Here is a 22724-nt window from a genome sequence, read left to right on the forward strand (position 1 = left end):
CTCAGCCCCCATCCCCCCTAAAATGCCCGGCATTCCCAGCCCGAGGCGTTTTTGTTCATGTCCGTCACCGCTCAACCTGCCCGCCCTGCGCCGGATCATCACGCCCAGTTCATCGAACTGCTCAGCGCAAGCCTTGCGCATAACGCCTTTATCAAGCTGGTGCTGGCCAAGTACGTCGGTGAGGAAGCCGAGCTGCAACGGCTGATCATCAAGGCGGTGACGGTCAAGGAGCAGCCCTGCCTGTCCTTCGTCTACCGCTACAAAACCCGTGACATCACCAAAAACCTCCCGGTGGCCGACGGTGTGGCGGCGATTGCCGAGTTGTTGCCGACCTCGTTCAAGAACGCACACTTGCTCGCGCTGACCGACGAAGCCCAACTGGAATACAGCAAGAAGAACAAAAGCTCGCTGTTCAAAAGCAAGCCGCAGCAATTGCGTGAGGCGCCGTCGGCCGAGCACAACCGCGAGAAGAACCGCTTCCTCGACCTGAGCCGGCCGTTCCTCGCCGACCTGGGCGTGACCGACGCCAAGCACGCGCTGATCCCGTCGATGTCGCGCAAGTGGAAGCAGATCAACAAGTTCATCGAAGTGTTCAGCCATGCGCTGATCGCGTCCCCGCTGAGGCTGGACCAACCGGTGCGCGTCGCTGATTTCGGCTCGGGCAAGGGCTACCTGACTTTCGCCATCCACGACTACCTGCGCAACACCCTCAATGTCGAGGCCGAGGTCACCGGTGTTGAACTGCGCGAAGACATGGTCAGCTTGTGCAACGCCGCCGCCGCCCGCCTCGAACACCCGGGGCTGGTGTTCACCTGCGGCGACGTGCGCAGCGTCGCGCCCAGCGAGCTGGACGTGATGATCGCCCTGCATGCCTGCGACATCGCCACCGATTATGCGATCCACACCGGTATCCGTTCCGGCGCGTCGATCATCATGTGCTCGCCGTGCTGCCACAAACAGATCCGCCTGCAGATCCAGAGCCCGGTGCTGTTGAAGCCGATGCTGCAATACGGTTTGCACCTGGGCCAGCAGGCGGAAATGGTCACCGACAGCCTGCGCGCCTTGTTCCTGGAGGCTTGCGGTTATGAGACCAAGGTGTTCGAGTTCATCTCCCTGGAACACACCAACAAGAACAAGATGATCCTTGCGGTGAAACGCGCCGAACCGGTGGACAACGCGCAGCTACTGGACAAGATTCAGGCACTCAAGGACTTCTATCACATCACCGAGCACTGCCTGGAAACCCTGTTGCGCACCGACGGTTACCTCGGCTGAACACGAAGCCAATGTGGGAGGGGGCTTGCTCCCGATAGCAGAGGGGCAGTCAGCACATTTGTTGCTGATCGACCCCTATCGGGAGCAAGCCCCCTCCCACCGTTAAATCGCATTGGCCTTCGAGATTGGCGCCGGCTGCACCGCGGTCTTGCGCCCCAGCATCACCGTCACGATCACCCCGCAAGCGAACAGCCAGGTGATTGGCTCGATGTGTTCACCAAAGAACAACGCCGAAAACGCGATGGTGAAGAATATCTGCAACAGCTGAATCTGGCTGACCCGCGCAATGCCGCCCATGGCCAACCCGGCGTACCACGCAAAGAATCCCAGGAACTGCGAGAACAGCGACACATAACCGAACGCCCACCAGGTGCCCATGGAAATCGCGCCTTGATGCTGCACCGCCAGGTAAGCCACCGGGCCGATCAACAGCGGCGTCGACAGCACCAGCGCCCAGCAGATCACTTGCCAGCCGCCCATCTCCTTGGCCAAGCGCCCACCTTCGGCATAACCCAGGCCGCCCACGGCAATCGCGCCGAGCATCAACAGATCCCCCGCTTGAATACTGCCGGCACCGCTGATCAACGCATAACTCAGCACCAGCGCGCTGCCCAAGGCGGCGCAGGCCCAGAAGGCTTTCGACGGCCGTTCGTGGGACAGCCACGCGGCGTACAGCGCCACGCACAAGGGTTGCAGGCCATTGACCAGCGCGCCGTGGGACGCCGGCAGCGTCTGCATGGCCCACGCCGACAACACCGGAAAGCCCAAGATCACCCCGGCAATCACCAGGCACAGGCCGCGCACCTGGCGCCAGCTCGGCCAGCGCTCGCGGCGCCACAGCAACAGCGCCGCCGCCGGGATCGCGGCGAACAACGCACGGCCCAGACCGTTGAGCAGCGGGTGGATTTCCTGCACCACGATACGCGTGAAGGGCAGGGTCAGGCTGAAGATGATGACGCCCAGCAGGCCGAGGGCCATGCCTGTGTTTTCGCGCGAGCTCATGGCAGGAACCGGAATCGAGTGGTCGGAAGTGGACGATCATCTAGCCACAACCTCCGCGAATCGGGGGTCTACAGCTGGGTGCGGATTGATCCGTACAGTTGTAGTAGCGGGGGATTACCCGGCCCGTCGGCACGCGTCTATCTTGACTACTCTTGTCTGCCCAACCGTTGAACTGGAGGAATGCCCCATGGCTGCGAAAAAGATCCTGATGCTGGTCGGCGATTATGTCGAAGACTATGAAGTGATGGTGCCCTTCCAGGCGCTGCTGATGGTCGGTCATATCGTCCACGCGGTGTGCCCCGACAAGTCGGCCGGCGAGACCGTGCGAACCGCGATCCATGACTTTGAAGGCGATCAGACCTACAGCGAAAAGCCCGGTCACCTGTTCGCCCTGAATGCGGATTTCGCCCAGGTCGAAGCCGCCGACTACGATGCGCTGCTGGTGCCCGGTGGTCGTGCGCCGGAATACCTGCGCCTGAATGAAAAAGTCCTGCGACTGGTGCGCGCCTTCGATCAAGCCGGCAAGCCGATTGCTGCGGTGTGCCATGGCGCGCAACTGCTGGCGGCGGCCGGTATCCTCGCCGGTCGCGAGTGCAGTGCCTACCCGGCCTGTGCCCCGGAAGTGCGCCTGGCGGGCGGTTCGTTCATCGATATTCCAGTGACCCACAGCCACGTTCAAGGCAATCTGGCCACGGCGCCGGCCTGGCCGGCGCACCCAAGCTGGCTGGCCGGGTTCCTCGGCCTGCTGGGCACGACAATCACCTTGTAAGCAACGGAGGTCATCGCCATGTGCGAGCTGTACGTCAAGGCCGACCCGATTCTCTATGAGTCTCGCTCGCGCTCCCTGCGCATCTGCGGCGTCGTCACCACCGTGCGCCTGGAGAACCAGTTCTGGGACATCCTCAGCGAAATCGCTAGCGTGGATGGCATGACCACCAATCAACTGATCACCAAGCTGTACGAGGAAGTCATGGACTACCGCGGCGAGGTGGTCAATTTTGCCTCGTTTCTGCGCGTCAGCTGTACCCGCTACTTGAGCAAGCAGCGCACACCGACGGCCGAGTTGAGCCTGGTGCGCAACCGCTAGGTCGCTGTCAGAAGAACCGTGTCACGCTGATCTTCGCGTCGCGCCCCTTGGTGTAGGCACGGTCGCCGCTCAGCGCCGGACGGAAGTTGTTGTTGAACAGGTTGTCCACGGTGAAGTTCACCACGGTGCCTTTCAGGTAAGCCTGTTGCGGCGCCCATTTGGCGAACAGGCCCTGGGTGTTGTAGCGCTTGTTGCCGTACTGGTCGTAGAACAAGTCGCCGACGCCGGAGCCGGGGCCGCCGGAGTATTTATCGCTGGGCAGGCGATCGGTCGCGCCGATGAATTGCCCCATCCATCCCACCTGGGCATCCCAGGCCGGGATGTGGGTGCCCATGACCAGCACCCATTTGGTCGGCGGAATGTCGCGGGCCGACACATCCGGGCCCCATGGGTTGGTGTAGGCGCCTTCGTGCTTGCCGGTGGCGTAGGCGAACGATACCGAGCCGAACAGGTAGGTGGAGTTATAGAACGATTCCAGCTCGAAACCCTTGATGGTCAGGCCGCCGATGTTGCGGTAGTTGGACCTCGGCCCCGGCGGGCACGCGGTAGCGATGGTGCCGCCGTTGATAGCCTGGTTCTGGCAGCCCACGCCCGTGGCCTTGAAGATTTCGTCTTCGACTTTGTTGTGGAACAGGGTGGTGCGCAGTTGCAGGTTATCGTCCTGGGCGATCAGGTTGTCGAAGCGGGTGATGTTGCCCACGGTGATCGAGGTGATGCGCTCGGGGTCGAGGTCGACGCTGGTGGCGGTGCGGCTGCCCAGGCCCTGCACTTCGTACTGTTCGTCGATCACCGGGGCGCGCCAGGTCTGGCTCCAGTTGGCGAACAGGGCGACGTTCGGGGTGACGGTCCAGAACAGCGCCAGGCGCGGCGACCAGCCGGTATAGGTGCGATCGCTGTAGTCGTGGCCGATGGCCGGGTCGGGGTTGCTGTAGTACGGCGCATCGTTGGCCTCGCCGCGGTTGCGCACATGGTCGTAGCGCAGCGATGGCGTGACGGTCACGTCGCCCAGGGTCAGCGCATCCTGGATGAAGAAGCTGTTGGTATCCACCTTGCCATGGGGCATGAAGCTCGGCTGGAAATGCCCATAGTTATAGCGCGGCGTGTTGTAGGTGGCGCTGGGCATCCACATCTCGGTTTCGCGGGTGTGCTTGCGGATTTGCCCGCCGACCGTCAGTGCGTGTTGCAACGGCCCGGTGTCGAACAGGCTGACGTTGCGGATGTCGAGATGCTTGTCGGTGTAGGCCGTGTCCATCTTGCGCCCGCCGGTGGCCAACTGGAAAAACGCGGTGGCGTCGCGCTCGTCGGTCTGCTGGGTGTCGGACTGTGAATATTTGACGGTCAGGTCCACCAGCGGGTTGTCCAGGGGCTGGTATTCATACTTGCCCGACCAAGTGGTGTCGAGCGTGTCGCGGTTGGCCAGGAAACGTTTCAACGCGCCTTCGTAGCCGTAGCGGTCGATGTTGGCCTGGGTCGGTGGCGTCGGGTAGCTCGCGGCGGAAAACGGCGTCCACCGGTTGCTGCGGGCGCTCGAGTAAGACAGGCCGACACTGTGCTCATCGGTGAAGTGCGCGTTGACCTTGAACAGCTTGCCGTCCACATCCTGGGCGGTGTTGGGCAGGCGCTGGGGGTTGATCGGGTACTGGTTGTTCTCGTTGGGCAACTTGGCGGCCACCTTCATGTCGCCGCCGTCGCGCTGGGTCAGGTAGGCCAGGGCGTCGAACCGGCCATCGTCGGTGCGGCCATACACGGCGCTGCTGTAGACCTGTTCGTGGTCGTTGCTGGAATAACCGTACTTGAGCATCGCGCCGCTGTTGCGGCCGTCCTTGAGCAGGTCCGGGGCATCCTTGGTGGTCATGTTCACCGTGCCGCCAAAACCGCCGTTGCCGCTGAACGGCGAGTTGGGGCCTTTCTCCACTTCGATGCTCTTGATCAGCTCGGGCTCGATGAACACCGTGCCTTGCTGGTAGCGCTCGAAGCCGCTCTTGGTGGCGCCGTCGACGGTCAGCGGGACGTCTTCGGCGTCACCGAAACCACGGATGTTGATGGTCTGGCCGCCGGGTTTGAGCGAACCGCCCTGGCTGATCCCAGGCAACGTCTGCAGCAGGCTGGGGATGTTGTTGGCCTGGTAGCGGTCGATGTCCGCCTGGCTCAGGGTCGAGCGGCCGACGGTGCTGGAGTCGACTTGATTGCCGGTGCCGATCACGCTCAAGGCGTCCAGCTGGATCGCGCCGCTGCTGGTGGTCTTGCCCTCATCGGGGCGCACGACGTAGGTGCTGCCGACCTTGATCAGGGTGAACGCGCCATTGTTCAGCAGGGTACGAATTGCCACTTCTGCGGTGAAGTCGCCGTTGAGCGCCGGCGCCTGGACGTTCTTGAGCTGCTTTTCATCGAACAGCAGCTGGATTTTCGCCTGTTGCGCGACCTGGCTCAGGGACGTGGCCAACGCCTGGGCGGGCAGTTGCAGCGTGAACGACTGCGCATGGGCGCTGAGGCTGAAGGCCAGGCATGTCGCCATTAGGCTCGGTCGAAAAAGCAGGTGCGAAGCGTGGCAAGGCGCGCGAAACATGAAATCCCCCGGGGTGGCCAAACAGCCAAAAAGGTGTGCGGATCGAACACAATCAGGAGGAAGACGGGGCTGAGGAAAAAAACCACACATGCGAATGAAAAATATTCTCATGTGTCTGCTTCAGGGTTATTTTCGGGGTTCGATCCGGACAATGCCATCGGCCGAGGTCACGGTTTTCACCGGCAACAAGGCGGGCAGGGCGTTGAGCAAGGCATCCGGGTCATGCACATCCAGGTTGCCTGACACCTTCAGGTGCGCCACGGCGTGACTCACCTGCAGCGGGGGTTGGGGACGGTACAAACTCAACTCATCGATCAGGCTGGCCAGCTCGCGATTGCGGAACGACAAGTGCCCGCTGCGCCAGTCGGCAACCTCCTCGGCGGTGAGGGTTTGTTGTTGCACGGTGCCCTTGGCGTAGTCGAAGGTGGCGCGTTGCTGGGCGCCGAGCAACGCGACCGGTTTGGTCGCATCCGGCGCGAACGCCACCTGGCCGTGGGCAACACTCACCACCAGTTGCTGCTGGCCGCGTCGCACATCGAAAGCGGTGCCCACCACGCGCACCGTCGCTTCGCCGGCTTGCACGTACAGCGGCCGTTCCTTGTCGGCCGCCACTTCGATATACAGCTGGCCCTTGTCCAGGTGAACGATGCGTTGGTGGGCGCTGAAATCTACGCGCAGGCGGGTGTTGGCATTCACGTAGAGGCGGCTGCCATCGGGCAGGTTCAGGGTACGCATGCCCTTGGCGTGGGCTGCGACCTGGGTGTGATACAACTCGCGCGGCGCGCCGAGGGGCGTGGTCAGCACCGCGCAGAGCAGGGCGGCCGCCACGGCCAGGGCCGGGCGCCAGATCACGGCGGTGCGCTTGGGCAGCGCCACGGGCGTGTTCAGTTGCTGCAACTGGGCGAGGTCGGCCCACAGTTGTTCGAATTCGGCATAGGCTTGGGCATGGGCCGGCACCGCCTGCCAGGCGGCGAAGGCCTTGCGGTCGGCGCGTGCGGTGGCGTTGCGGTTGCGTGCAAACCAGCTGGCGGCTTGGGCATCGACGGCGTCGCTCGTTTCGATGTCCGGGGCGTCGATGTCGCTCAGGCGGTTCATGCTGGCTGCTCCGTGCCGGGGTCAGGTTGAAGGCGTCGCTTGCAATGCAGCAGGGCAAAAGCGATGTGCTTTTCCACCATGCTGGTCGAAATACCCATGCGCTCGGCGATCTGCGCCTGGCTCAAGCCTTCGAAGCGATGCAGCATAAGGGCTTCTCGCCTGCGCGGCGAGAGTTCGGCGAGGACTTCTTTCAACTGTTCCAGGCGTTGCAGGCGAAGCGCGGCGGCCATCGGCGGGTTGGGCTCGTCAATGACCGGCTCGGCATCCCTTTCAACCTGATCGGCGTGGACGGCCTGCCGTACCTTCTGTCTGCGCCAGTGATCGCGCAACAGGTTGCGCGCCATCTGGAACAGAAACGCCCGTGGCTGCTCGACCTTGGCCCGGTCGCGGTAGTCCAGCCATTGGGTGAAGACATCCTGGGTCATGTCCGCCGCGTCGCTGGCGTTGTCCGTGCGCTTGCGCAGGAAATACAGAATGTCTGCATAAAACCCGCGAAAGGCATCGTCCGACAGCGGGTCGGATTTGGGACGCGACATGGATATCCTTCTTGGCGAAGCACGACGTAGAAAGGTCGTGAATGATATCGAGAATTATTGTCGTTTGTCTCCAGGCAAATACACTGACCCTGCGCAAGCGGCTCAGGACCTCAGCGTTCGACCGGCACCGACAGCGCCGGATGCCCCAGCGCATGGCTGCGCGCGGCAAAGAATCTCAACGCCACGCCGCTGCCATCGAACAACTGCGAATACCGCCGCTTCTGCTGGCGGATAAACCCATCGCTGCGCCCCGATACCGCGATCGCCAGGGTCGTCACCCGGGCCTGGCGAATCGCATCCACCAAGTGTTTATCCTGCGCTCCCAGGTCGTGGCCGAAGATGCACAGCGCCCCTTCATGGCCGAGTAACTGCTCGTAGCAGAACGACAGATAATCCGAGCTGCGGATGGTCTTGAGCTTCTCTTCCACCTTGCCCTCGCTGACAAACAACGGCACATCGTCCAGGGTCTTGATCGTGTTGTTGATCGCAAAACTGCTGAGCAGGGTGCTGTCGGTGGTCGGCAATTTGCGTGCGGTGCCGTCGAGATTGCGCACTAGGTGCAGGCCGCCGTGCAGGTAGAGGATGCGCGTGGCGTCGGTGCGGGTGTCGCGCAGGTCGAAGCTGGCGTCGGCGCTGCGGAACAGGTCGTCGATGCCGGGGGTGTGCAGGATCGCCCAGTAGTTGAGCAAGTCGTAGTTGCTGGTGAATACCGTGGAGTAGCTGGCCAGTTCCGCGTTGATCGTCGCCAATGTCGACGGCTGCACCAGGCGCCACGGGATGTGTACGGCGTGGATGGTGTTGATCAATGCTTCCTTGATCGCATAGTAGCGATTGCGCGGCGCCGCCGAACTGACCGCCAGGGCTTTGTTGACCCGGCTGGTGGTCTTCAGCGCGCTCAGGGCCTGCTCGAAACTGCGGGTCTGCAGGGCGTCGAACACGCTCAGCTCGGATTGGCTCAAGGGTTTTTCTTCAACGGTGCGTGCGTTTTCGAACAGCGAGTCGTAGGCAAAGTCTTCCCAAATCGCTCGGCTGGCGCCGTTGCCGATCAGAATTCCACTGAAGTCGATGGCGCTGCGCAGTGCGCTCCAGTCTTCAAGGTGGGCGTCAATATCCTGAAAATCCTTCATCGCGGCGGGTCTACTCGAAATCGGCGGGTCGGTGACTTTATCACGAGCGAGGGTTGATCCTGATCAAGGTGGGCCCTGTGATGAACGTTGATGCTGTCGGCATAACGCCTCTGAGGATTCGCCATGAGCAGTACCTTCTTCATCCCCGCCGTTAACATCATGGGCACTGACTGCCTTGACGACGCGATGGTCGCCATTCGCAACTACGGTTTTCGCAAGGCCCTGATCGTTACCGACGCCGGTCTGGCGAAGGCGGGCGTGGCCAGCATGATCGCCGAGAAACTGGCGATGCAGGACATCGATTCGGTGATCTACGACGGCGCCAAGCCCAACCCCAATGTGGACAACGTCGAGAAAGGCCTCGCGCTGTTGCAGCAGAGCGCCTGTGATTTCGTGGTGTCCCTGGGCGGCGGCTCGCCCCATGACTGCGCCAAGGGCATCGCACTGTGCGCGACCAATGGCGGGCATATCGGCGACTACGAAGGCGTCGACCAATCGAGCAAGCCGCAACTGCCGCTGGTGGCCATCAACACCACCGCCGGCACCGCCAGCGAGATGACCCGTTTCTGCATCATCACCGACGAAACCCGTCATGTGAAAATGGCCATCGTCGACCGCAACGTCACGCCACTGCTGTCGGTCAACGACCCGTCGCTGATGGTCGGCATGCCCAAGGGCCTCACCGCCGCCACCGGCATGGACGCCCTGACCCACGCCATCGAAGCCTACGTATCCACCGCCGCCACGCCGATCACCGACGCCTGCGCGATCAAGGCCATCGAACTGATCAGCGCCAACCTGCGCCTGGCGGTACGCGATGGCACCGACAAGGCCGCGCGGGAAAACATGGCCTATGCACAGTTCCTCGCCGGCATGGCGTTCAACAACGCCTCCCTGGGTTTCGTGCATGCCATGGCCCACCAACTGGGCGGCCTGTACGACTTGCCCCACGGCGTGTGCAACGCGGTATTGCTGCCTCATGTGCAGAGTTTCAACGCCAGCGTCAGTGCCAAGCGCTTGAGCGACGTCGGCCGTGCGTTGGGTGCGGACATCAACGGCAACTCGCCGGAAGAGGGCGCCCAAGCCGCCATCGCCGCCATCCGTACCCTGTCCCAGGACGTCGACATCCCCGCCGGCCTGCGCGAACTGGGCGCCAAGTTGCAGGACATTCCGCTGCTGGCCACCAACGCGTTGAAAGACGCCTGTGGCCTGACCAACCCACGCCGGGCTGATCAGCGTCAGATTGAGGAGATTTTCCGCAGCGCGTTCTGATCCGACCGGCAGCAGGCGACACACACACATGCGCCGCCCGCCAAGGCCACGCACAACAGCGCCAACGGCCATGCCTGCTGACTCACTAGCAGGCTTGCCACACCACCGATCAATGCCGCTATCAACTGATGCATAAAGCCGCTCAGCGCCATGGCGTAGGAGCCGCTGATCGGTGACTCATCATTGGCCACGGACAAACTGATGGGGTAACTCATTGATTGCCCCAGCACCGCCAGGCAATACGGCAACCACAGCAGCAATGCGAGCCCGCTGGCAAACACACTGCCAAGCAGCATGATCGCTGTGCCGAGCAACACTAACCCCACGCCCCAGCCCATCATCATCAAACGGCCCGTGTGCGCGACGAAGCGATTGACCATCAACGCTCCCGCCAGATACGCCCCGCTGATCGGCCAGCCCAGCCAGCCGTACTGCGCTGCACTCCACTCGAAACGCCCCTGCAGAATCATCGGCGCACAGGTGTTGAACGCAATGATCACCGCATAACCCAACCCACCCGCTAATGCTGCATGCAGGAACGCGGGGTGTCGCAGAATCTGGGTGTAAACGCACCAGGCTGACGCCGACGAATCGGCCTTCACCAATGTCGGAAAAATCACGCGCGGTAACACCAGCATCAATATGACGGCGCCGATCGCTAGGCTATAAAAGATCGCCTTCCAGCCAAATGCTGCCTGCAACAGCGAACCCAGGAATTGGCCGATGCCCAGGGCGATCACAAAGGTCATCCCCAACCACGACAAGCCTTTGGCCAACAGCGTGCCGCTGAAACTGTCCCGCACCAATACTCGCGCCATCACCGATATGCCGCCCGCGCCCAGGCCTTGAATCAGGCGCAGTGCCAGAAAAGACTCAACATTGAACGCCGACGCAATCGCGACACTCGCCGACGCATACACCGCCAGCGCCACCAGCAACACCGGCTTTCTGCCAAAGCGTTCGCCCAGGCTGCCCCACAGCAACATCGGAAGTGCCATGCCCACCAGATATGCTGCCAAGGCCAGGGCGACCTGATCTTCGGCGGCCGGTAGAGACTGGGCGATAGCCGGGACTGCCGGCAGGTAGCTGCTGATGCCCACTTGGGAAAGGAATGCGGCGCTGCAGGCGAGGGCTAGGGGGGTGGTATTTTTCAATAAGTATTGTCCTTCACTTCAAGTTTCAAGGGGAATGTTATGCGTCTTATAGGATTATCGTGGTGTTCACAGGTGCCTGGTTTTTAGAGGGGTTAATAATCAATGCGAGTAAGTGAATGTTGTTTTTTAGCTGGTGTGAGTGTTAATTATTGATTTCGTGCTTGTTCAGTAGAGTGGTGAGGTACGAGCAAAATAATATTATTGTTGCAGGGTCCATGTCTGCTCGAAGAGTAACGCGTATTGCAGCTTTTCCTCTTGGCACCACTGGGAAAAATACGGAGGATGTAAAAAAGCCTTTTTCCGCAAGATGAATGGTGAGGGTGTTTGCTTTTTCCGCTTTGCCACAGGTGATCAGCCGTATTGCAGCATTTGTACCGGATTGGTCGGTATGTATCAGGCTGTCAAATAATTTTATGTTGAGTAGGAGTTTCTCTTGAAGTGAGCACAGCTCTTCCGTTTGATGTATTTTTATTGAGGCTAGTCCTGCACCTATAGCTGCCGAATTTAGGCTTTGAGACCAGTTGCTAGGGCCTCCGTATCGGTGCATCAGGGTCTTTTGTCTTTCGCTACCAAACATGATTAATCCCCCACTAGCACCAAAGGATTTACCTAGAGAGGCTACAATTAACGTCTGATCGTCTAGCGTTTGTATGCGCGACCGGATGAAACCTCTTCCTCTCTCTCCGAATGCCGATAGCGCATGGGAGTCGTCCATGTAAAGAAATAGTCCGTAACGCGATTTCAAATAAAGTAACCCATCGATGTCCGCAATTCCGCCCATGCTATATATTCCATCGCATACATAGGCGACCTTCTTTCGTTTTTTACATAATTCCTCAATGAAGGAAAGATCATTATGTGGCGCTGTTTTAACTTCGGTCTCATCAGCGCATGAGGCTTTGATATGGTTCATGGAATAGTGAGAATGCTTGTCGAAAACCATTGTTGGCGAACAGTTATTTGTAAACACTCCGCTGGCGAGCAAGGGGAGTAGCCCCGAGCTGGCTGAACTGCACGATAAAGTACTCAAGCAGATGGAGTCGAAGAGAGTCGAAAGCTCCTGTTCGTACCGTTCCAGAATTTCAAGTTTGCATCGGTTTTTTGAGTTTGCAATTCGGAGGGTTTTAGCCTCCCTTATTCCGCAAATCGCTCCCTCTATTATGTCTTGATGATAATCAAGGCCGAGATATGAGGTTGTGCAGAAGTGATGGAATTCACGTCCGTGCTGGTCGGTCAGGTAGTTGTTGTTTTTGATGGTGACGTTGAGTTCGCATATTCTGCCTGTCTTTGCAAAGTGCCAATCTGTTTCAGCCAGCTCAATTAGTTTTTTGTAGTTTGAAAATTTGTTTGTGAATGATGTGTTTTCCATTTGCCTATTCGTCCTTGGGCGTTGGCGGAAAACAGTAGCGGGTAAACCATTGTGAAATAAGTCAGACATTTCCCGTGCTCGTAACTCAAAATGGAGTTATTTGTGTGAGTAAGGTCCTACTTTTTATGATGGCGAATAGATGTCTCGATAGACGCTTTCTAATCTGTGCCCTTTGCGTCAGAGGAGTATTAGAGTGTGGCGTTTTCGTGGGGGCATGTAATTTATTCAGGTTGTGCGTCACGCGATTAGGTAAGGTGTCAGCGTGCAAACGGATGTGCCGATAGCGTTCAAAAGACTTGTCTGTCGGCTAGGTAAATCTAGCGGGATGAAGGAGGATTTGATGAGAGTTCTGTTATTCGGTGCCACTGGCATGATCGGTCAAGGCGTTCTGCGCGAGTGCCTGCTGGCCGCCGACGTGCAGGAAGTCGTCGCCGTCGGCCGCACGCCGTTGACCCTGGAGCACCCCAAACTGCATCAGGTGCTGCACGCGGACATGCTGGATTTGCAGGCTCTGGAGAACTTGCTGCAAGGTTTCGATGCCTGCTTCTTTTGCCTCGGTGTTTCATCGGCGGGGATGAATGAAACCCGCTACACCCATCTTACCTATGATCTGACCCTGGTCGCCGCCAGCACCCTGGCGCGGCTCAATCCGCAAATGACGTTTATCTATGTGTCCGGCGCCGGCACCGACAGTTCCGAAACGAGCCAGTCGATGTGGGCGCGGGTCAAGGGCAAGACCGAGAATGCCTTGCTGCGCCTGCCGTTCAAGGCGGTGTATGTGTTCCGGCCGGGGCTGATTCAGCCGTTGCACGACGTGCGTTCGAAGACGCCGTTGTACGCGTTGTTCTATACGGTACTCGGGCCGTTGCTCTCGTTGGTGCGTCGGATAAAGCCAGGTTGGGTAGTCAGCACCGAGACCGTTGGCCGTGCGATGTTGGCGGCGGTGCGTCACGGCGCACCACAGCCGGTGGTGGAGCAAGCCGAGATCCATCGGCTGGCCTCTCTGAACAACCGCTGATCAGCTCGCCGTCGCGAGTGCGCGGGCGGGGGTGGCGCTGAACTGAATCAACGCGACGCCACCGATCAACAGCAACGCGCCCAGTACCCGGGGCGTTGTCAGCGGGCGTTCCACCAGGCCGAACAGGCCGAAGTGATCGAGCAGCAGCGAGGCGAGAAGTTGCCCGGCCATGGCCAGCGCGATAAAGCCCGATGCGCCCAGCTTGGGCAGCAACATCAACGCCAACGAGATAAAGCACACGCCAAATGCACCGCCGGCCCACATCCACAGCGGCGCCTTGCCGATAAACGCCAGCCTGCCACCCAGCGGCACGCTCGACCTGCCCACCTACCTGTCGCGGCCCCATGTGTTCTTGGAAATGCGCGGCAGCGGCACCCCGGAAATCGAGCGGGCACTGAGTGTGATCCGTGAGCGGCGGCATGTGGCGATCAGCCTGCCGCATTGGGGCGTGGCGCCGCAGTTGATCGAGGGCACGGACCTGATCCTGACCGTCTCGTCGAGGGGCGTGCTCAACATCGACCGTGAGCGGCTGTCGACGGTGCCGCCGCCGTTTCATATTCCGTCGTTCGCCTTTGAGCTGGCGTGGCACGCGCGGCGGGGAGGGGATTCTGGGTTGCAGTGGTTGAAGGCGCAGGTGCAGGGTGTATTGTCCGAAGGTTGCCACTAACAGGAACGACCCCATGCTCACCGGCCTCAACCACCTGACCCTGGCCGTCACCGATCTGCCGCGCAGCGTCAGCTTCTACCATGACCTGCTGCAACTTCGCCTCGACGCCACCTGGGACAACGGCGCCTACCTGTCATTGCCCGGCTTGTGGCTGTGCCTGTGCCTCGACCCACTGCGCCCGTCGGTGCCGGCGGCTGAATACACCCACTTTGCCTTCACGGTAGGCGCGAGCGACTTCGCCGCGCTGGTGCAACGCCTGCGAGCCGCCGGCGTAGCAGAGTGGCGCGACAACCGCAGCGAGGGCGCTTCGTTCTATTTTCTCGACCCCGATGGCCACAAGCTCGAAGCCCATGTCGGTGATCTGGCCTCGCGCCTGCAAGCCTGTCGCGCCAAGCCTTATGCCGGCATGCAGTTTTACCCGTAGCGCGGGAACGTGCAGAATCCTTCCACCTCTCAACCGTCAGTCAGAGCCACGCCCATGACCCCATCCTTGCTGCTCGCCGTCCTCGCTTCGGGTTTTATCTACGGTATTACGCCTGGCCCGGGGGTGTTGGCCGTGTTCGGTATCGGCGCGGCCCGGGGGCGTCGCGCCGGGGCCGGTTTTCTGTGCGGGCATTTGCTCGGCGATGTGCTGTGGTGCAGCACCGCGCTGATTGCGATCGTGGGGGCGCGGGAAGTCGGCAGCACTGCGTTCGATGTGCTGGGCGTGCTCAGTGGCGCGTACTTGTTCTGGCTGGGCTGGCGCGCGATCCGTACTCAGCGCCGCAGTAGCGAGGCACCCCAGGGCGCGGCGCGGCATCCGTTCTGGCACGGCATCCTGTTCGGCCTGACCAACCCCAAGGCCTACCCGGTGGCCGTCGCCACGTTTACCGCCTTGCTGTCCAGCCGTGCCGAGCTGCTGACCTGGGCGATGCTGCCATCGTTGATCTTGCTGAGCTTTATCGGCGGGCTGTTGGCCTACGCGATTCTGATCGGCGTGGTGGGCGCACAGCGGGTACGCACGGTGTATCAGCGTCACGAAATCCTCATCACCAAGCTCTGTGGGGTGATGTTCATCGGCTTCGCCGTCAATGCGCTGGCCCACGCGTTGCCGGGCCTGTTCGGCAGTAAACCGGCGTGAGGCGGCGACCGTTCGTCGCACTGGCAAGTTTTTTCTAAACCTTTGCGGCGGTTAAAATTCGAATTCAGAGCGGGGCGTATGTTCTCGCACCTATTTTTGCCCTGGAGGAACCCATCATGAGCCGCATGGCTATCCGGTTACGCACCGCCAGTTTCGCGATGCTGCTGGGCCTCGGCGCCAGCAATGCTTTCGCCCAGTCGCCGGCTGAATTCATCGAGCAGGCTTCGGCCAAAGGCATGGCCGATATCGAAACCAGCCGCATGGCCCACGCCAAGACCTCGTCCCAGGAAATCAAGGACTACACCATCGAGGTGATCAACGAGCGCACCCTGGCCAACCAGCATCTGGCGGCCATCGCCAAGAAGCTCGACCTGCCCGTGGCGCCGCGCGAGAAGATCGTCGACAAAGCCGAAACCCTCATGCCCGAGCTCAAGGACGGTGATTCCTTCGATGCTGCCTACACCGCGCAACAGGTCAAGGAAAACGAAGACGCCATCGCGCTGTTCAAGCAGGAAGGTGCCGCGTCGGATGTCCCGGAAATAAAAGCGCTGGTGGATGAGACGCTGCCCAAGCTGGAAGAGCGTCTGCAAAAGGCCCGCGCCCTGGCATCCACCTACGGTAAAGGCCGTCAAGGCGACGGTTGAGGCTTGCACTCGATATGCAAAACGGCGGTTGGCGCCCATCCAACCGCCGTTTTTTTATGCCGGGTTCAAATCGGTCCTGGTCGCCGGCGCACTCAGAACCGCAGTTCCGCCTGGCCTGTGCCTTCCAGTGCGAGCAGATACTGCTTGGCCGCAAGCCCGCCGGCAAACCCGGTCAAGCCGCCCGATGCGCCAATGACCCGATGGCACGGTGCAATGATCGAGATCGGATTACGCCCATTGGCCGCGCCCACGGCGCGCACGGCTTTCGGGTTGCCGATCTGCTGGGCGATCTGGCTGTAGCTGCGGGTTTCGCCGAAGGGGATGGTCAGCAGTGTCTGCCAGACTTGTTTCTGAAAGTCGGTGCCGGTGAAGTCCAACTCCAGCTCGAACCGATGACGGGCACCGGCGAAGTATTCCTGCAACTGGCGCTCGGTTTCCAACAGCACGGGGTTGTCTTTCACTTCGCGCAATTCCCCCAGGCGTACACGGTTCGCGCGCTCTGTTTCCCATAGGATGGCGCTGAGTTTGCCATGGCGGGACACCAGGGTCAGTTCGCCGACGGGGGAGGGCATGAGTGTGTATTCGTAGGTCATCAACGGGCTCCTCGAAGAACGGACGTAAAAGGGTACAGCGCTACGGTAGTTCCATCGACCTGGAGGCAAACTACGTTTCTTGCGGTCAAATTCCGCCGACTGGACGTTCCAGTCGAGGCATTCAGAAAAATAGCGAAACCCGGTGATGTGGAGAAGCGCCATGAGCCGTGAGGCGGATGGGGTGACATCCGCCGGAACGAGTCTGTCGCCGCATCCAGATGCCGCTATCGATCCTGTTGCAGCACCTTGAGCGCTGCGGACGCGAGGAACCCCGAACGGCTTTTTTTCTCGGGATGGTGCAGTACGTATTCATCGATACGATTGAGCAAATAGCCTGGCAGGGTGATGTTGAGTTTCTGCGCCTTGCCCAGGTATTTGGTGACATCGATGTCCACCACTGCCCACATGCAACCAGCGTACTTGGGGTTGGCTGCATGCAGGGTGACTTTCTGCGCGCTGGGAATCGGCGCACCGTCTTCGGCGAGAATTTCGAAGTGGCCTTCAATCGCTTCACGGGCCATGGCCATGGCGTCGTCCAAGTCGTCACCGACGGAGTAGTAACCAGGAATGTCCGGGACTTCCACGCCCCAGGCATGTGACAGAAGCGGCACAGGATCGCGTGCGGTAGGTTTCCCTTTCCAGGCCACCCATACCAAGGGGAAGGCCAGCCAAAGAATGAAATGCACCCTAGAAGGACTGGGCCAACGTAAACGGAATACGCAACGCACCGATGGGGCCTTCACGTGTACCGCACATTTCATCGTGGACGCAGTGCTGCACCAGCACACAAGGAAACGCCGGAACCCGTTGCAACAGGTCGCGCAAATGCGTGGTCGAGCCGATACGCATCGGTTTCGCATCCTCGTCCAGCAGCGTCATCGCCGTATGCTCGAGCCTGACGCGTGCGATGTAGAAACCGCCCTCCAGCGACAGCAGCTCCAGCTCGCGTATCTCACCCTTCACGGCCAGTTCGGTCAGCATTTGCATATTCATGATTCAGCCTCGCAGTGGGTCGTTCATTGGCGACGAAAGAACAGCGTGACCTGGCCCCATTCGACGCCAAACTTGGACATGCTCGACCGGTTGATCAACGTGTCTTCGTCCATCAAGTACATCCAGTCGTCAAAACTGACTTCGTAGACCGAGCCATCCACCGCCAGGTTGAGGCGGTAGCGCCAACGCAATGCGTTGCCGGCCACCTCGCCAATCGCCTCGCCAACCACATCCCCCGCGCGCCCGCGCCAGCGCCCGGGGCCATCCGGTGTCAACGTCCACACCCGCTGCTGGCGCGTGCCATCGCTGTAGAGAAAACGCTCGTCGAGAATCAACGCATCGCCCTCGCGTCGGCTGGCGATATCTACCTCAAAGCGCTTGGCCACTTCCCCCGAACGCTTCTGGAATATGCCCCAGGCCTTGACGGGTTTGCTGAAGAAACGCTCCAGGTCCAACTGCGGTTGCTGGTCGGCGTAGTGGTCGACCTCTACGTTGCCGCAGCTGCACAGGCTCAATACCAGAAGCAGTGAAACCAGTAGGCGTGCCATGGACCGGCTCCTTGATCGAGTGGGGCGGGGTGCTGAGGTTCAAGGACTGATAGTTGTACAAAAATATTGTTTTGTACATGTTTTGCGGTGTTTATTTTGAAGGCTTCCGAGGCTTTGAAGCGCCCGACTCTATATTTCACCCATAAAAACCGGCCACCAAGGACCGGTTTTTTACAACCCCCGTCAAAACCATCCTGACGCGAGACCAATATCTGAGTGGAGCGGGTGAAGGGAATCGAACCCTTAATGGACAAGGAGGTACGAAGGTTGTGTAGGTGTGTAGGTAGGCGAGCTGCGTTCTCAGCCAGCAGCGGTCACCCCACTGTGGCCTGAGGAGCCTCTAGTCCCTCTAAGCGCTGAGCCACTCTTCAACCTTGTCACGGGTCGGGATGCCCCCTGAGTGAACAACCTTTCCATCAATCACAACACTCGGGGTGGACATGACCCCGTAGCTGACGATCTGTTGCATGTCTTCGATTTTTTCCAGCTTTATGGGGATGCCTTTCGCACTCGCCACTTGTTCGATGATGGCGACTGTCGATTTGCATTTTGCACAACCGGTGCCCAGAACCTTGATGTCTTTCATAAAAACCTCGGTAGGTGGATTACAAAGCGAAGTTGAAGACGTAACCAACGATGAGAATGCCGACGGCGACGACCCCAATGAAGGTGGCTATCAGGCGAACTTTAAGCACCTTGCGCAAAATCACCATCTCCGGAAGAGATAGAGCGATGACACTCATCATGAAGGCCAGCACAGTGCCCAGTGCCGCGCCCTTTGCGAGTAGTGCCTGCACAATGGGGATGATGCCTGCCGCATTGGTATACATGGGGATGCCGATAAGAACCGCGAGCGGAACCGACCACCAGGCTTCCTTGCCCATGAAACTGGCCATGAAATCCTCTGGCACATACCCGTGAATACCCGCGCCAATGGCAATACCGGCGAGGATGTAAGGCCAGACTTTTCCGACGATTTCACGCACGCTGCCAAACCCGGCACTTATCCGCTCATACAGGGGCATGCGGGTGTCCCCGGCAGTTGCCTGGATCCTCGGCATGTCACGAACCCAATCTTCCAGATAGGCCTCCATTTTCAGGCGGCCAATGACCCAGCCAGCCACAATCGCAATAAACAACCCTAGGCTGAGATACAGCAACGCAACTTTCCAGCCGAACAAGCCAAGCAGCAGTGTCAGCGCGACCTCATTCACCATGGGCGCAGAAATGAGAAAAGAGAACGTTACCCCCAGGGGCACGCCAGCTTGAACAAAACCTATAAAAAGAGGAACGGCTGAACACGAGCAAAATGGGGTAAACACACCGAGCGAGGCCGCCATGACATTGGCCGTGCCCTCGCTTCGCCCTGCCAATATTGCGCGGGTGCGTTCAGGCGTGAAGTGGGAGTTGAGCATGCCCATCAAGAACACGATGCCAGTCAACAGCATCAACACTTTGGGCGTGTCGTAGAAAAAAAACTGTAACGCGCCTCCAAGGTGGCTATTTCGATCAACCGGAAGCGCTGCGACCAAAACCTCTGAAACAGGTATCAGGGCTTCATACAATCCGAACCAGACAAGCGCTGCAACCGCTAAAAACAGGCGGGGATTGCGCTCCGGCCAGCGCACGATCATTTCATTCATGTCCTCTACTCCTGGGGTGTAGGCGCACTAGGCCACGGACGGCTCGTCAAGATAGGTCGCGATCTGATTGACTGTGCTGCGTGCTGTGCGTGTTACACCGATCAGTGTGGCGGAAGCCGAACCTGTCCACTCGCCATAGCCCACCAGCCATAGTCTTGGTTCCAGGATCGAGTGAGTGCCGTCGACCTCAACACGACCTTCAGTGTCGATCACCCCCAACGAATCAAGATGCTGAAGTGCGGGCCTGAATCCGGTACACCAGATCACTACATCCACTGCAGATTCGGAGCCGTCGGCCCACATCACACCGTCGCGAGTGAAGCGTTCAAAAGGGCGTACAGACTTGAGAACTTCACGCTCACGGGCGTCTACAACTGGCGGCACCATGACAATGTCTCCCAACCCGCCGACGGGCTGATCAATGACACGCCCCTCCTGCTGAGCTTTCAAGCGCTGAGTGGCACGTTCGAATAACACCCGCCCATCCACTTCATCAGGCAAAAACACCGGCTCAGTAGGAGTCACCCAAGTGGTCTCAGCGACCTTGGAGACTTCTGCCAAAATCTGCGCTCCTGAATTGCCACCACCCACCACCAAAACCTTCTTGCCAGCAAACGCTTGTGCATCGACATAGTTCGCGGAATGCAATTGCCGACCGGCGAATAACTCGGCATCAGGGTAGTGAGGGATATACGGATTGCTCCAAGTGCCGGTAGCGCTGATTACAATCTTGGCATCCCAATACTTGGCGTCAGAACGCACTCGTAAGCCAGACTCTATACGCTCTACAGAAACGACGCGAACCGGGCGCTCAACCGGGAATTGATAGCGCTGCTCATATTGGCTGAGATAGTCGATCACATGATTTCGCGTTGGATACCCTTCCTGCGCAGGAGGCATCATCCAGCCTGGGATCGAACTCCAAGTGGACGGGGAGAATAAACGCAGCGAGTTCCAGCCATGCCGCCATGCACCACCGGGCTCTTCCTCGGCGTCGAGGATGACGAACGAAAGTTGAGTTCGGCGCAGGAAATACGCTACCGCCAAGGCTGACTGCCCCCCACCGATAATGACTACATCTCGTTGGTCGCTGGGCGAAGGAGTCATGGGAAAACCTTGAGTCGATGTTGGGCGGTAGCCAGTATAGCGAGCCAAGTTTGAACCCAACTGATCTAGCTCATATGTTGAGGATGCTAAAGCTGCCATTGGCCAGCCGGCAATTAGGCCTCATGCAAACGGTGAGCGCGGATTGGCCACCGCCAATGACCACTGCATCAAATTTCGAGTTTTGATTCACCAGCATCCCTCCAGGCCCATCTGCTTCACATCCGTTTAAACCCTGCGGCCATTCTCATCAATGACGACTTGTCCGTCTTCTTTTACGAAGCTGCCGCGCTGCTCTTGCGGCAGAAGGTCGAGGACTGCCTCTGACGGACGACACAAGCGTGTCCCCAAGGGCGTCACGACGATGGGGCGATTGATCAGGATGGGGTGAGCCATCATGGCATCGATGAGCTGGTCATCAGTAAGTGACGTATCACCGAGTCCCAGCTCCTCGTAGGGAGTGCCTTTGATACGAAGCAGGGCCCGCACCTCGATACCCATATCCTTGATCAACCTGACAAGCGTGGTGCGGTCAGGTGGGGTCTGTAGGTACTCGATAACAGTCGGCTCTTCTCCGCTGTTGCGGATCAGCTCCAAGGTGTTGCGAGAGGTGCCACATTGCGGGTTGTGGTAGATCGTTATCTGACTCATACAGTTTCCTCGCGGTGACGTTAAATGGAGCGCTGGTTGACGCGCTTGGACAGCTCTTCAGCGGACTCTTTACGCTCGGAGTAGCGATCAACCAAGTAGTCCTGGCGACCCCGCAACAGCAGCGTGAACTTCATTAGCTCTTCCATCACATCCACCAGTCGGTCGTAGTACGAGGACGGCTTCATGCGGCCTACCTCGTCGAACTCGGTGAACGCCTTGGCCACCGAAGATTGGTTTGGGATGGTGAACATCCGCATCCATCGACCCAGTACGCGCAGCTGATTGACCACGTTGAAAGATTGCGAGCCGCCGCAGACCTGCATCACAGCAAGGGTTTTGCCTTGCGTAGGTCGTACAGCGCCAATCGCCAGCGGAACCCAGTCAATTTGGGCTTTGAATACTGCACTCATCGAGCCGTGACGCTCAGGGGAGCACCACACCTGCCCCTCAGACCATTGCATCAGCTCGCGCAGCTCAGCGACCTTGGGATGTGTATCGGGAGCGTCATCCGGCAGCGGCAGACCCGATGGGTCAAAGATCTTGGTTTCAGCGCCAAACTCATTCAGCAGGCGTGCCGCCTCTTGCGTGACTAACCGGCTGAAAGAGCGCTCTCGCGTCGATCCGTACAAAAGCAGAATTCGAGGCTTATGGAGTGACGGTGTACGCGGCTCCAGTTGCTCCAACGACGGAATGTCGATCAGGTCGGTGTGTACGTTCGGCAATGTATCTTGCATATAAACTCCTACCACGGCGCCGGCTAGGACGCCGCCTCGGTTGATCTTTAAAGCGAACCGATGCGGTTCAGTTCAGCTTTCAGTTGGTCAGGGCTCATGGTCTTGAGCGGCAGTGCAAGAAACGCACTCACGCGTTCGTGAATTTTGGCCAGTGTGGCTTCAAACGCTGCGGTGATCTCGGCTTCCGACCCGCTAGCCTCAGACGGGTCGGCCAGCCCCCAATGCGCCTTCAAAGCTGGCCCAAAGAAGATTGGGCATGCTTCACCCGCTGCCCGGTCGCAGACAGTGATCACGATGTCTGGAGGCGAGCCTTCAAAAGCATCCGAAGCCTTGCTGCTCAAGCCCACCGTAGAGATACCCGCCGCCTCCAGCGTCTGCAGTGCCCGTTGATTCACTCGGCCACTGGGAAAGCTTCCTGAGCTGACGGCTTCTACACCCTCGGGTGCCAAGTGGTTGAAAAGCGCCTCGGACAGAATGCTGCGGCAGCTGTTGTGGGTACACATGAACAAGACTTTCATCAGACGAT

At 59.5% G+C, this 22724-nt stretch carries 25 protein-coding genes and 2 pseudogenes; 9 read left to right on the forward strand and 18 right to left on the reverse strand.

Annotated features, from left to right (window positions below; translation table 11 throughout):
* Positions 1 to 57 precede the first annotated feature (57 nt).
* Complete coding sequence (locus tag AC07W0_RS23835) at positions 58 to 1275, forward strand: class I SAM-dependent methyltransferase (protein ID WP_017844851.1); 1218 nt, start codon at positions 58 to 60, stop codon at positions 1273 to 1275.
* Positions 1276 to 1377: 102 nt separating this feature from the next.
* Here the strand turns inward: AC07W0_RS23835 and AC07W0_RS23840 are convergent, their stop codons facing one another.
* Positions 1378 to 2277 (reverse strand): DMT family transporter, encoded by a 900-nt coding sequence (locus AC07W0_RS23840; protein ID WP_046490281.1) that lies wholly within the window; start codon positions 2275 to 2277, stop codon positions 1378 to 1380.
* Between the two features lie 187 nt (positions 2278 to 2464).
* Between AC07W0_RS23840 and AC07W0_RS23845 the strand changes: the two genes are divergently transcribed.
* Positions 2465 to 3046, forward strand: a complete 582-nt coding sequence (locus AC07W0_RS23845) for a DJ-1/PfpI family protein (RefSeq protein ID WP_102618437.1) — start codon at positions 2465 to 2467, stop codon at positions 3044 to 3046.
* An 18-nt stretch (positions 3047 to 3064) separates the two neighbouring features.
* Complete coding sequence (locus AC07W0_RS23850; protein WP_017844854.1) at positions 3065 to 3364, forward strand: ribbon-helix-helix domain-containing protein; 300 nt, start codon at positions 3065 to 3067, stop codon at positions 3362 to 3364.
* Between the two features lie 7 nt (positions 3365 to 3371).
* On the opposite strand, the gene AC07W0_RS23855 is transcribed toward AC07W0_RS23850, so the two are convergent.
* From AC07W0_RS23855 to AC07W0_RS23870, 4 genes are all read right to left on the reverse strand, one after another.
* Positions 3372 to 5930: a TonB-dependent receptor gene (locus AC07W0_RS23855; RefSeq protein WP_102618436.1), complete on the reverse strand. Its 2559-nt coding sequence runs from the start codon at positions 5928 to 5930 to the stop codon at positions 3372 to 3374.
* Between the two features lie 126 nt (positions 5931 to 6056).
* Positions 6057 to 7025: a FecR family protein gene (locus AC07W0_RS23860; protein WP_046490287.1), complete on the reverse strand. Its 969-nt coding sequence runs from the start codon at positions 7023 to 7025 to the stop codon at positions 6057 to 6059.
* Positions 7022 to 7561: an RNA polymerase sigma factor gene (locus AC07W0_RS23865; protein WP_102618435.1), complete on the reverse strand. Its 540-nt coding sequence runs from the start codon at positions 7559 to 7561 to the stop codon at positions 7022 to 7024. Before AC07W0_RS23865 ends, AC07W0_RS23860 begins: the two co-directional genes overlap by 4 nt.
* Before the next feature lie 110 nt (positions 7562 to 7671).
* Entirely contained in the window at positions 7672 to 8688 is a 1017-nt protein-coding gene (locus tag AC07W0_RS23870; protein WP_017844858.1) for a DUF4917 family protein, read from the reverse strand.
* Positions 8689 to 8811: 123 nt separating this feature from the next.
* On the opposite strand from AC07W0_RS23870, the gene yiaY reads away from it, so the two are divergent.
* Complete coding sequence (gene yiaY / locus AC07W0_RS23875; protein ID WP_017844859.1) at positions 8812 to 9960, forward strand: L-threonine dehydrogenase; 1149 nt, start codon at positions 8812 to 8814, stop codon at positions 9958 to 9960.
* On the opposite strand, the gene AC07W0_RS23880 is transcribed toward yiaY, so the two are convergent.
* Complete coding sequence (locus tag AC07W0_RS23880; RefSeq protein WP_102618434.1) at positions 9927 to 11114, reverse strand: MFS transporter; 1188 nt, start codon at positions 11112 to 11114, stop codon at positions 9927 to 9929. The two genes, yiaY and AC07W0_RS23880, sit on opposite strands and share 34 nt — an antisense overlap.
* Before the next feature lie 142 nt (positions 11115 to 11256).
* On the reverse strand, positions 11257 to 12483 hold the full coding sequence (locus AC07W0_RS23885) for an aminotransferase class I/II-fold pyridoxal phosphate-dependent enzyme (protein ID WP_102618433.1): 1227 nt from the start codon (positions 12481 to 12483) through the stop codon (positions 11257 to 11259).
* Positions 12484 to 12823: 340 nt separating this feature from the next.
* Between AC07W0_RS23885 and AC07W0_RS23890 the strand changes: the two genes are divergently transcribed.
* Positions 12824 to 13501: an NAD(P)H-binding protein gene (locus AC07W0_RS23890; protein ID WP_046384400.1), complete on the forward strand. Its 678-nt coding sequence runs from the start codon at positions 12824 to 12826 to the stop codon at positions 13499 to 13501.
* On the opposite strand, the pseudogene AC07W0_RS23895 reads toward AC07W0_RS23890, so the two are convergent.
* Positions 13502 to 13795, reverse strand: a pseudogene (locus AC07W0_RS23895) (DMT family transporter); the annotation flags it as partial.
* Here AC07W0_RS23895 and AC07W0_RS23900 point away from each other — a divergent pair.
* The 4 genes and pseudogenes from AC07W0_RS23900 to AC07W0_RS23915 form a co-directional block, all read left to right on the forward strand.
* Positions 13788 to 14168: pseudogene (locus AC07W0_RS23900) on the forward strand (type 2 periplasmic-binding domain-containing protein); the annotation flags it as partial. The pseudogenes AC07W0_RS23895 and AC07W0_RS23900 sit on opposite strands and share 8 nt — an antisense overlap.
* A 13-nt stretch (positions 14169 to 14181) precedes the next feature.
* Entirely contained in the window at positions 14182 to 14592 is a 411-nt protein-coding gene (fos, locus tag AC07W0_RS23905; protein ID WP_017844864.1) for a fosfomycin resistance glutathione transferase, read from the forward strand.
* A gap of 54 nt (positions 14593 to 14646) precedes the next feature.
* Positions 14647 to 15288 carry a LysE family translocator gene (locus AC07W0_RS23910; RefSeq protein WP_017844865.1) on the forward strand — a complete coding sequence of 214 codons (642 nt, stop codon included), beginning with the start codon at positions 14647 to 14649 and terminating at the stop codon, positions 15286 to 15288.
* A gap of 116 nt (positions 15289 to 15404) precedes the next feature.
* Entirely contained in the window at positions 15405 to 15932 is a 528-nt protein-coding gene (locus AC07W0_RS23915) for a DUF4142 domain-containing protein (RefSeq protein WP_017844866.1), read from the forward strand.
* Positions 15933 to 16024: 92 nt separating this feature from the next.
* On the opposite strand, the gene AC07W0_RS23920 is transcribed toward AC07W0_RS23915, so the two are convergent.
* From AC07W0_RS23920 to AC07W0_RS23965, 10 genes are all read right to left on the reverse strand, one after another.
* Positions 16025 to 16525, reverse strand: a complete 501-nt coding sequence (locus AC07W0_RS23920; RefSeq protein WP_102618432.1) for a methylated-DNA--[protein]-cysteine S-methyltransferase — start codon at positions 16523 to 16525, stop codon at positions 16025 to 16027.
* A gap of 224 nt (positions 16526 to 16749) precedes the next feature.
* Complete coding sequence (locus AC07W0_RS23925) at positions 16750 to 17136, reverse strand: type II toxin-antitoxin system HicB family antitoxin (RefSeq protein ID WP_102618431.1); 387 nt, start codon at positions 17134 to 17136, stop codon at positions 16750 to 16752.
* A 76-nt stretch (positions 17137 to 17212) separates the two neighbouring features.
* Positions 17213 to 17518: a DUF6482 family protein gene (locus AC07W0_RS23930; protein ID WP_017844869.1), complete on the reverse strand. Its 306-nt coding sequence runs from the start codon at positions 17516 to 17518 to the stop codon at positions 17213 to 17215.
* Positions 17519 to 17541: 23 nt separating this feature from the next.
* Complete coding sequence (locus AC07W0_RS23935; protein WP_017844870.1) at positions 17542 to 18066, reverse strand: DUF3833 domain-containing protein; 525 nt, start codon at positions 18064 to 18066, stop codon at positions 17542 to 17544.
* Between the two features lie 349 nt (positions 18067 to 18415).
* On the reverse strand, positions 18416 to 18652 hold the full coding sequence (locus AC07W0_RS23940; protein WP_046490302.1) for a thioredoxin family protein: 237 nt from the start codon (positions 18650 to 18652) through the stop codon (positions 18416 to 18418).
* A gap of 19 nt (positions 18653 to 18671) precedes the next feature.
* Entirely contained in the window at positions 18672 to 19709 is a 1038-nt protein-coding gene (locus tag AC07W0_RS23945) for a permease (RefSeq protein WP_079443032.1), read from the reverse strand.
* Between the two features lie 27 nt (positions 19710 to 19736).
* The gene (locus AC07W0_RS23950; RefSeq protein WP_102618430.1) at positions 19737 to 20816 is read right to left on the reverse strand and encodes an ArsO family NAD(P)H-dependent flavin-containing monooxygenase; all 1080 of its coding nucleotides are present in this window, start codon (positions 20814 to 20816) and stop codon (positions 19737 to 19739) included.
* Between the two features lie 225 nt (positions 20817 to 21041).
* Positions 21042 to 21464, reverse strand: coding sequence for an arsenate reductase (glutaredoxin) (gene arsC / locus AC07W0_RS23955; protein ID WP_058410998.1), 423 nt, complete (start codon positions 21462 to 21464; stop codon positions 21042 to 21044).
* A gap of 20 nt (positions 21465 to 21484) precedes the next feature.
* Positions 21485 to 22198, reverse strand: coding sequence for an arsenical resistance protein ArsH (gene arsH, locus AC07W0_RS23960; protein ID WP_017844875.1), 714 nt, complete (start codon positions 22196 to 22198; stop codon positions 21485 to 21487).
* Positions 22199 to 22245: 47 nt separating this feature from the next.
* A complete protein-coding gene (locus AC07W0_RS23965) occupies positions 22246 to 22716 on the reverse strand; it encodes an arsenate reductase ArsC (protein ID WP_007247285.1) in 471 nt (156 codons plus the stop codon).
* Positions 22717 to 22724: the final 8 nt, after the last annotated feature.

Source organism: Pseudomonas sp. GW704-F2 (genome assembly GCF_059423025.1).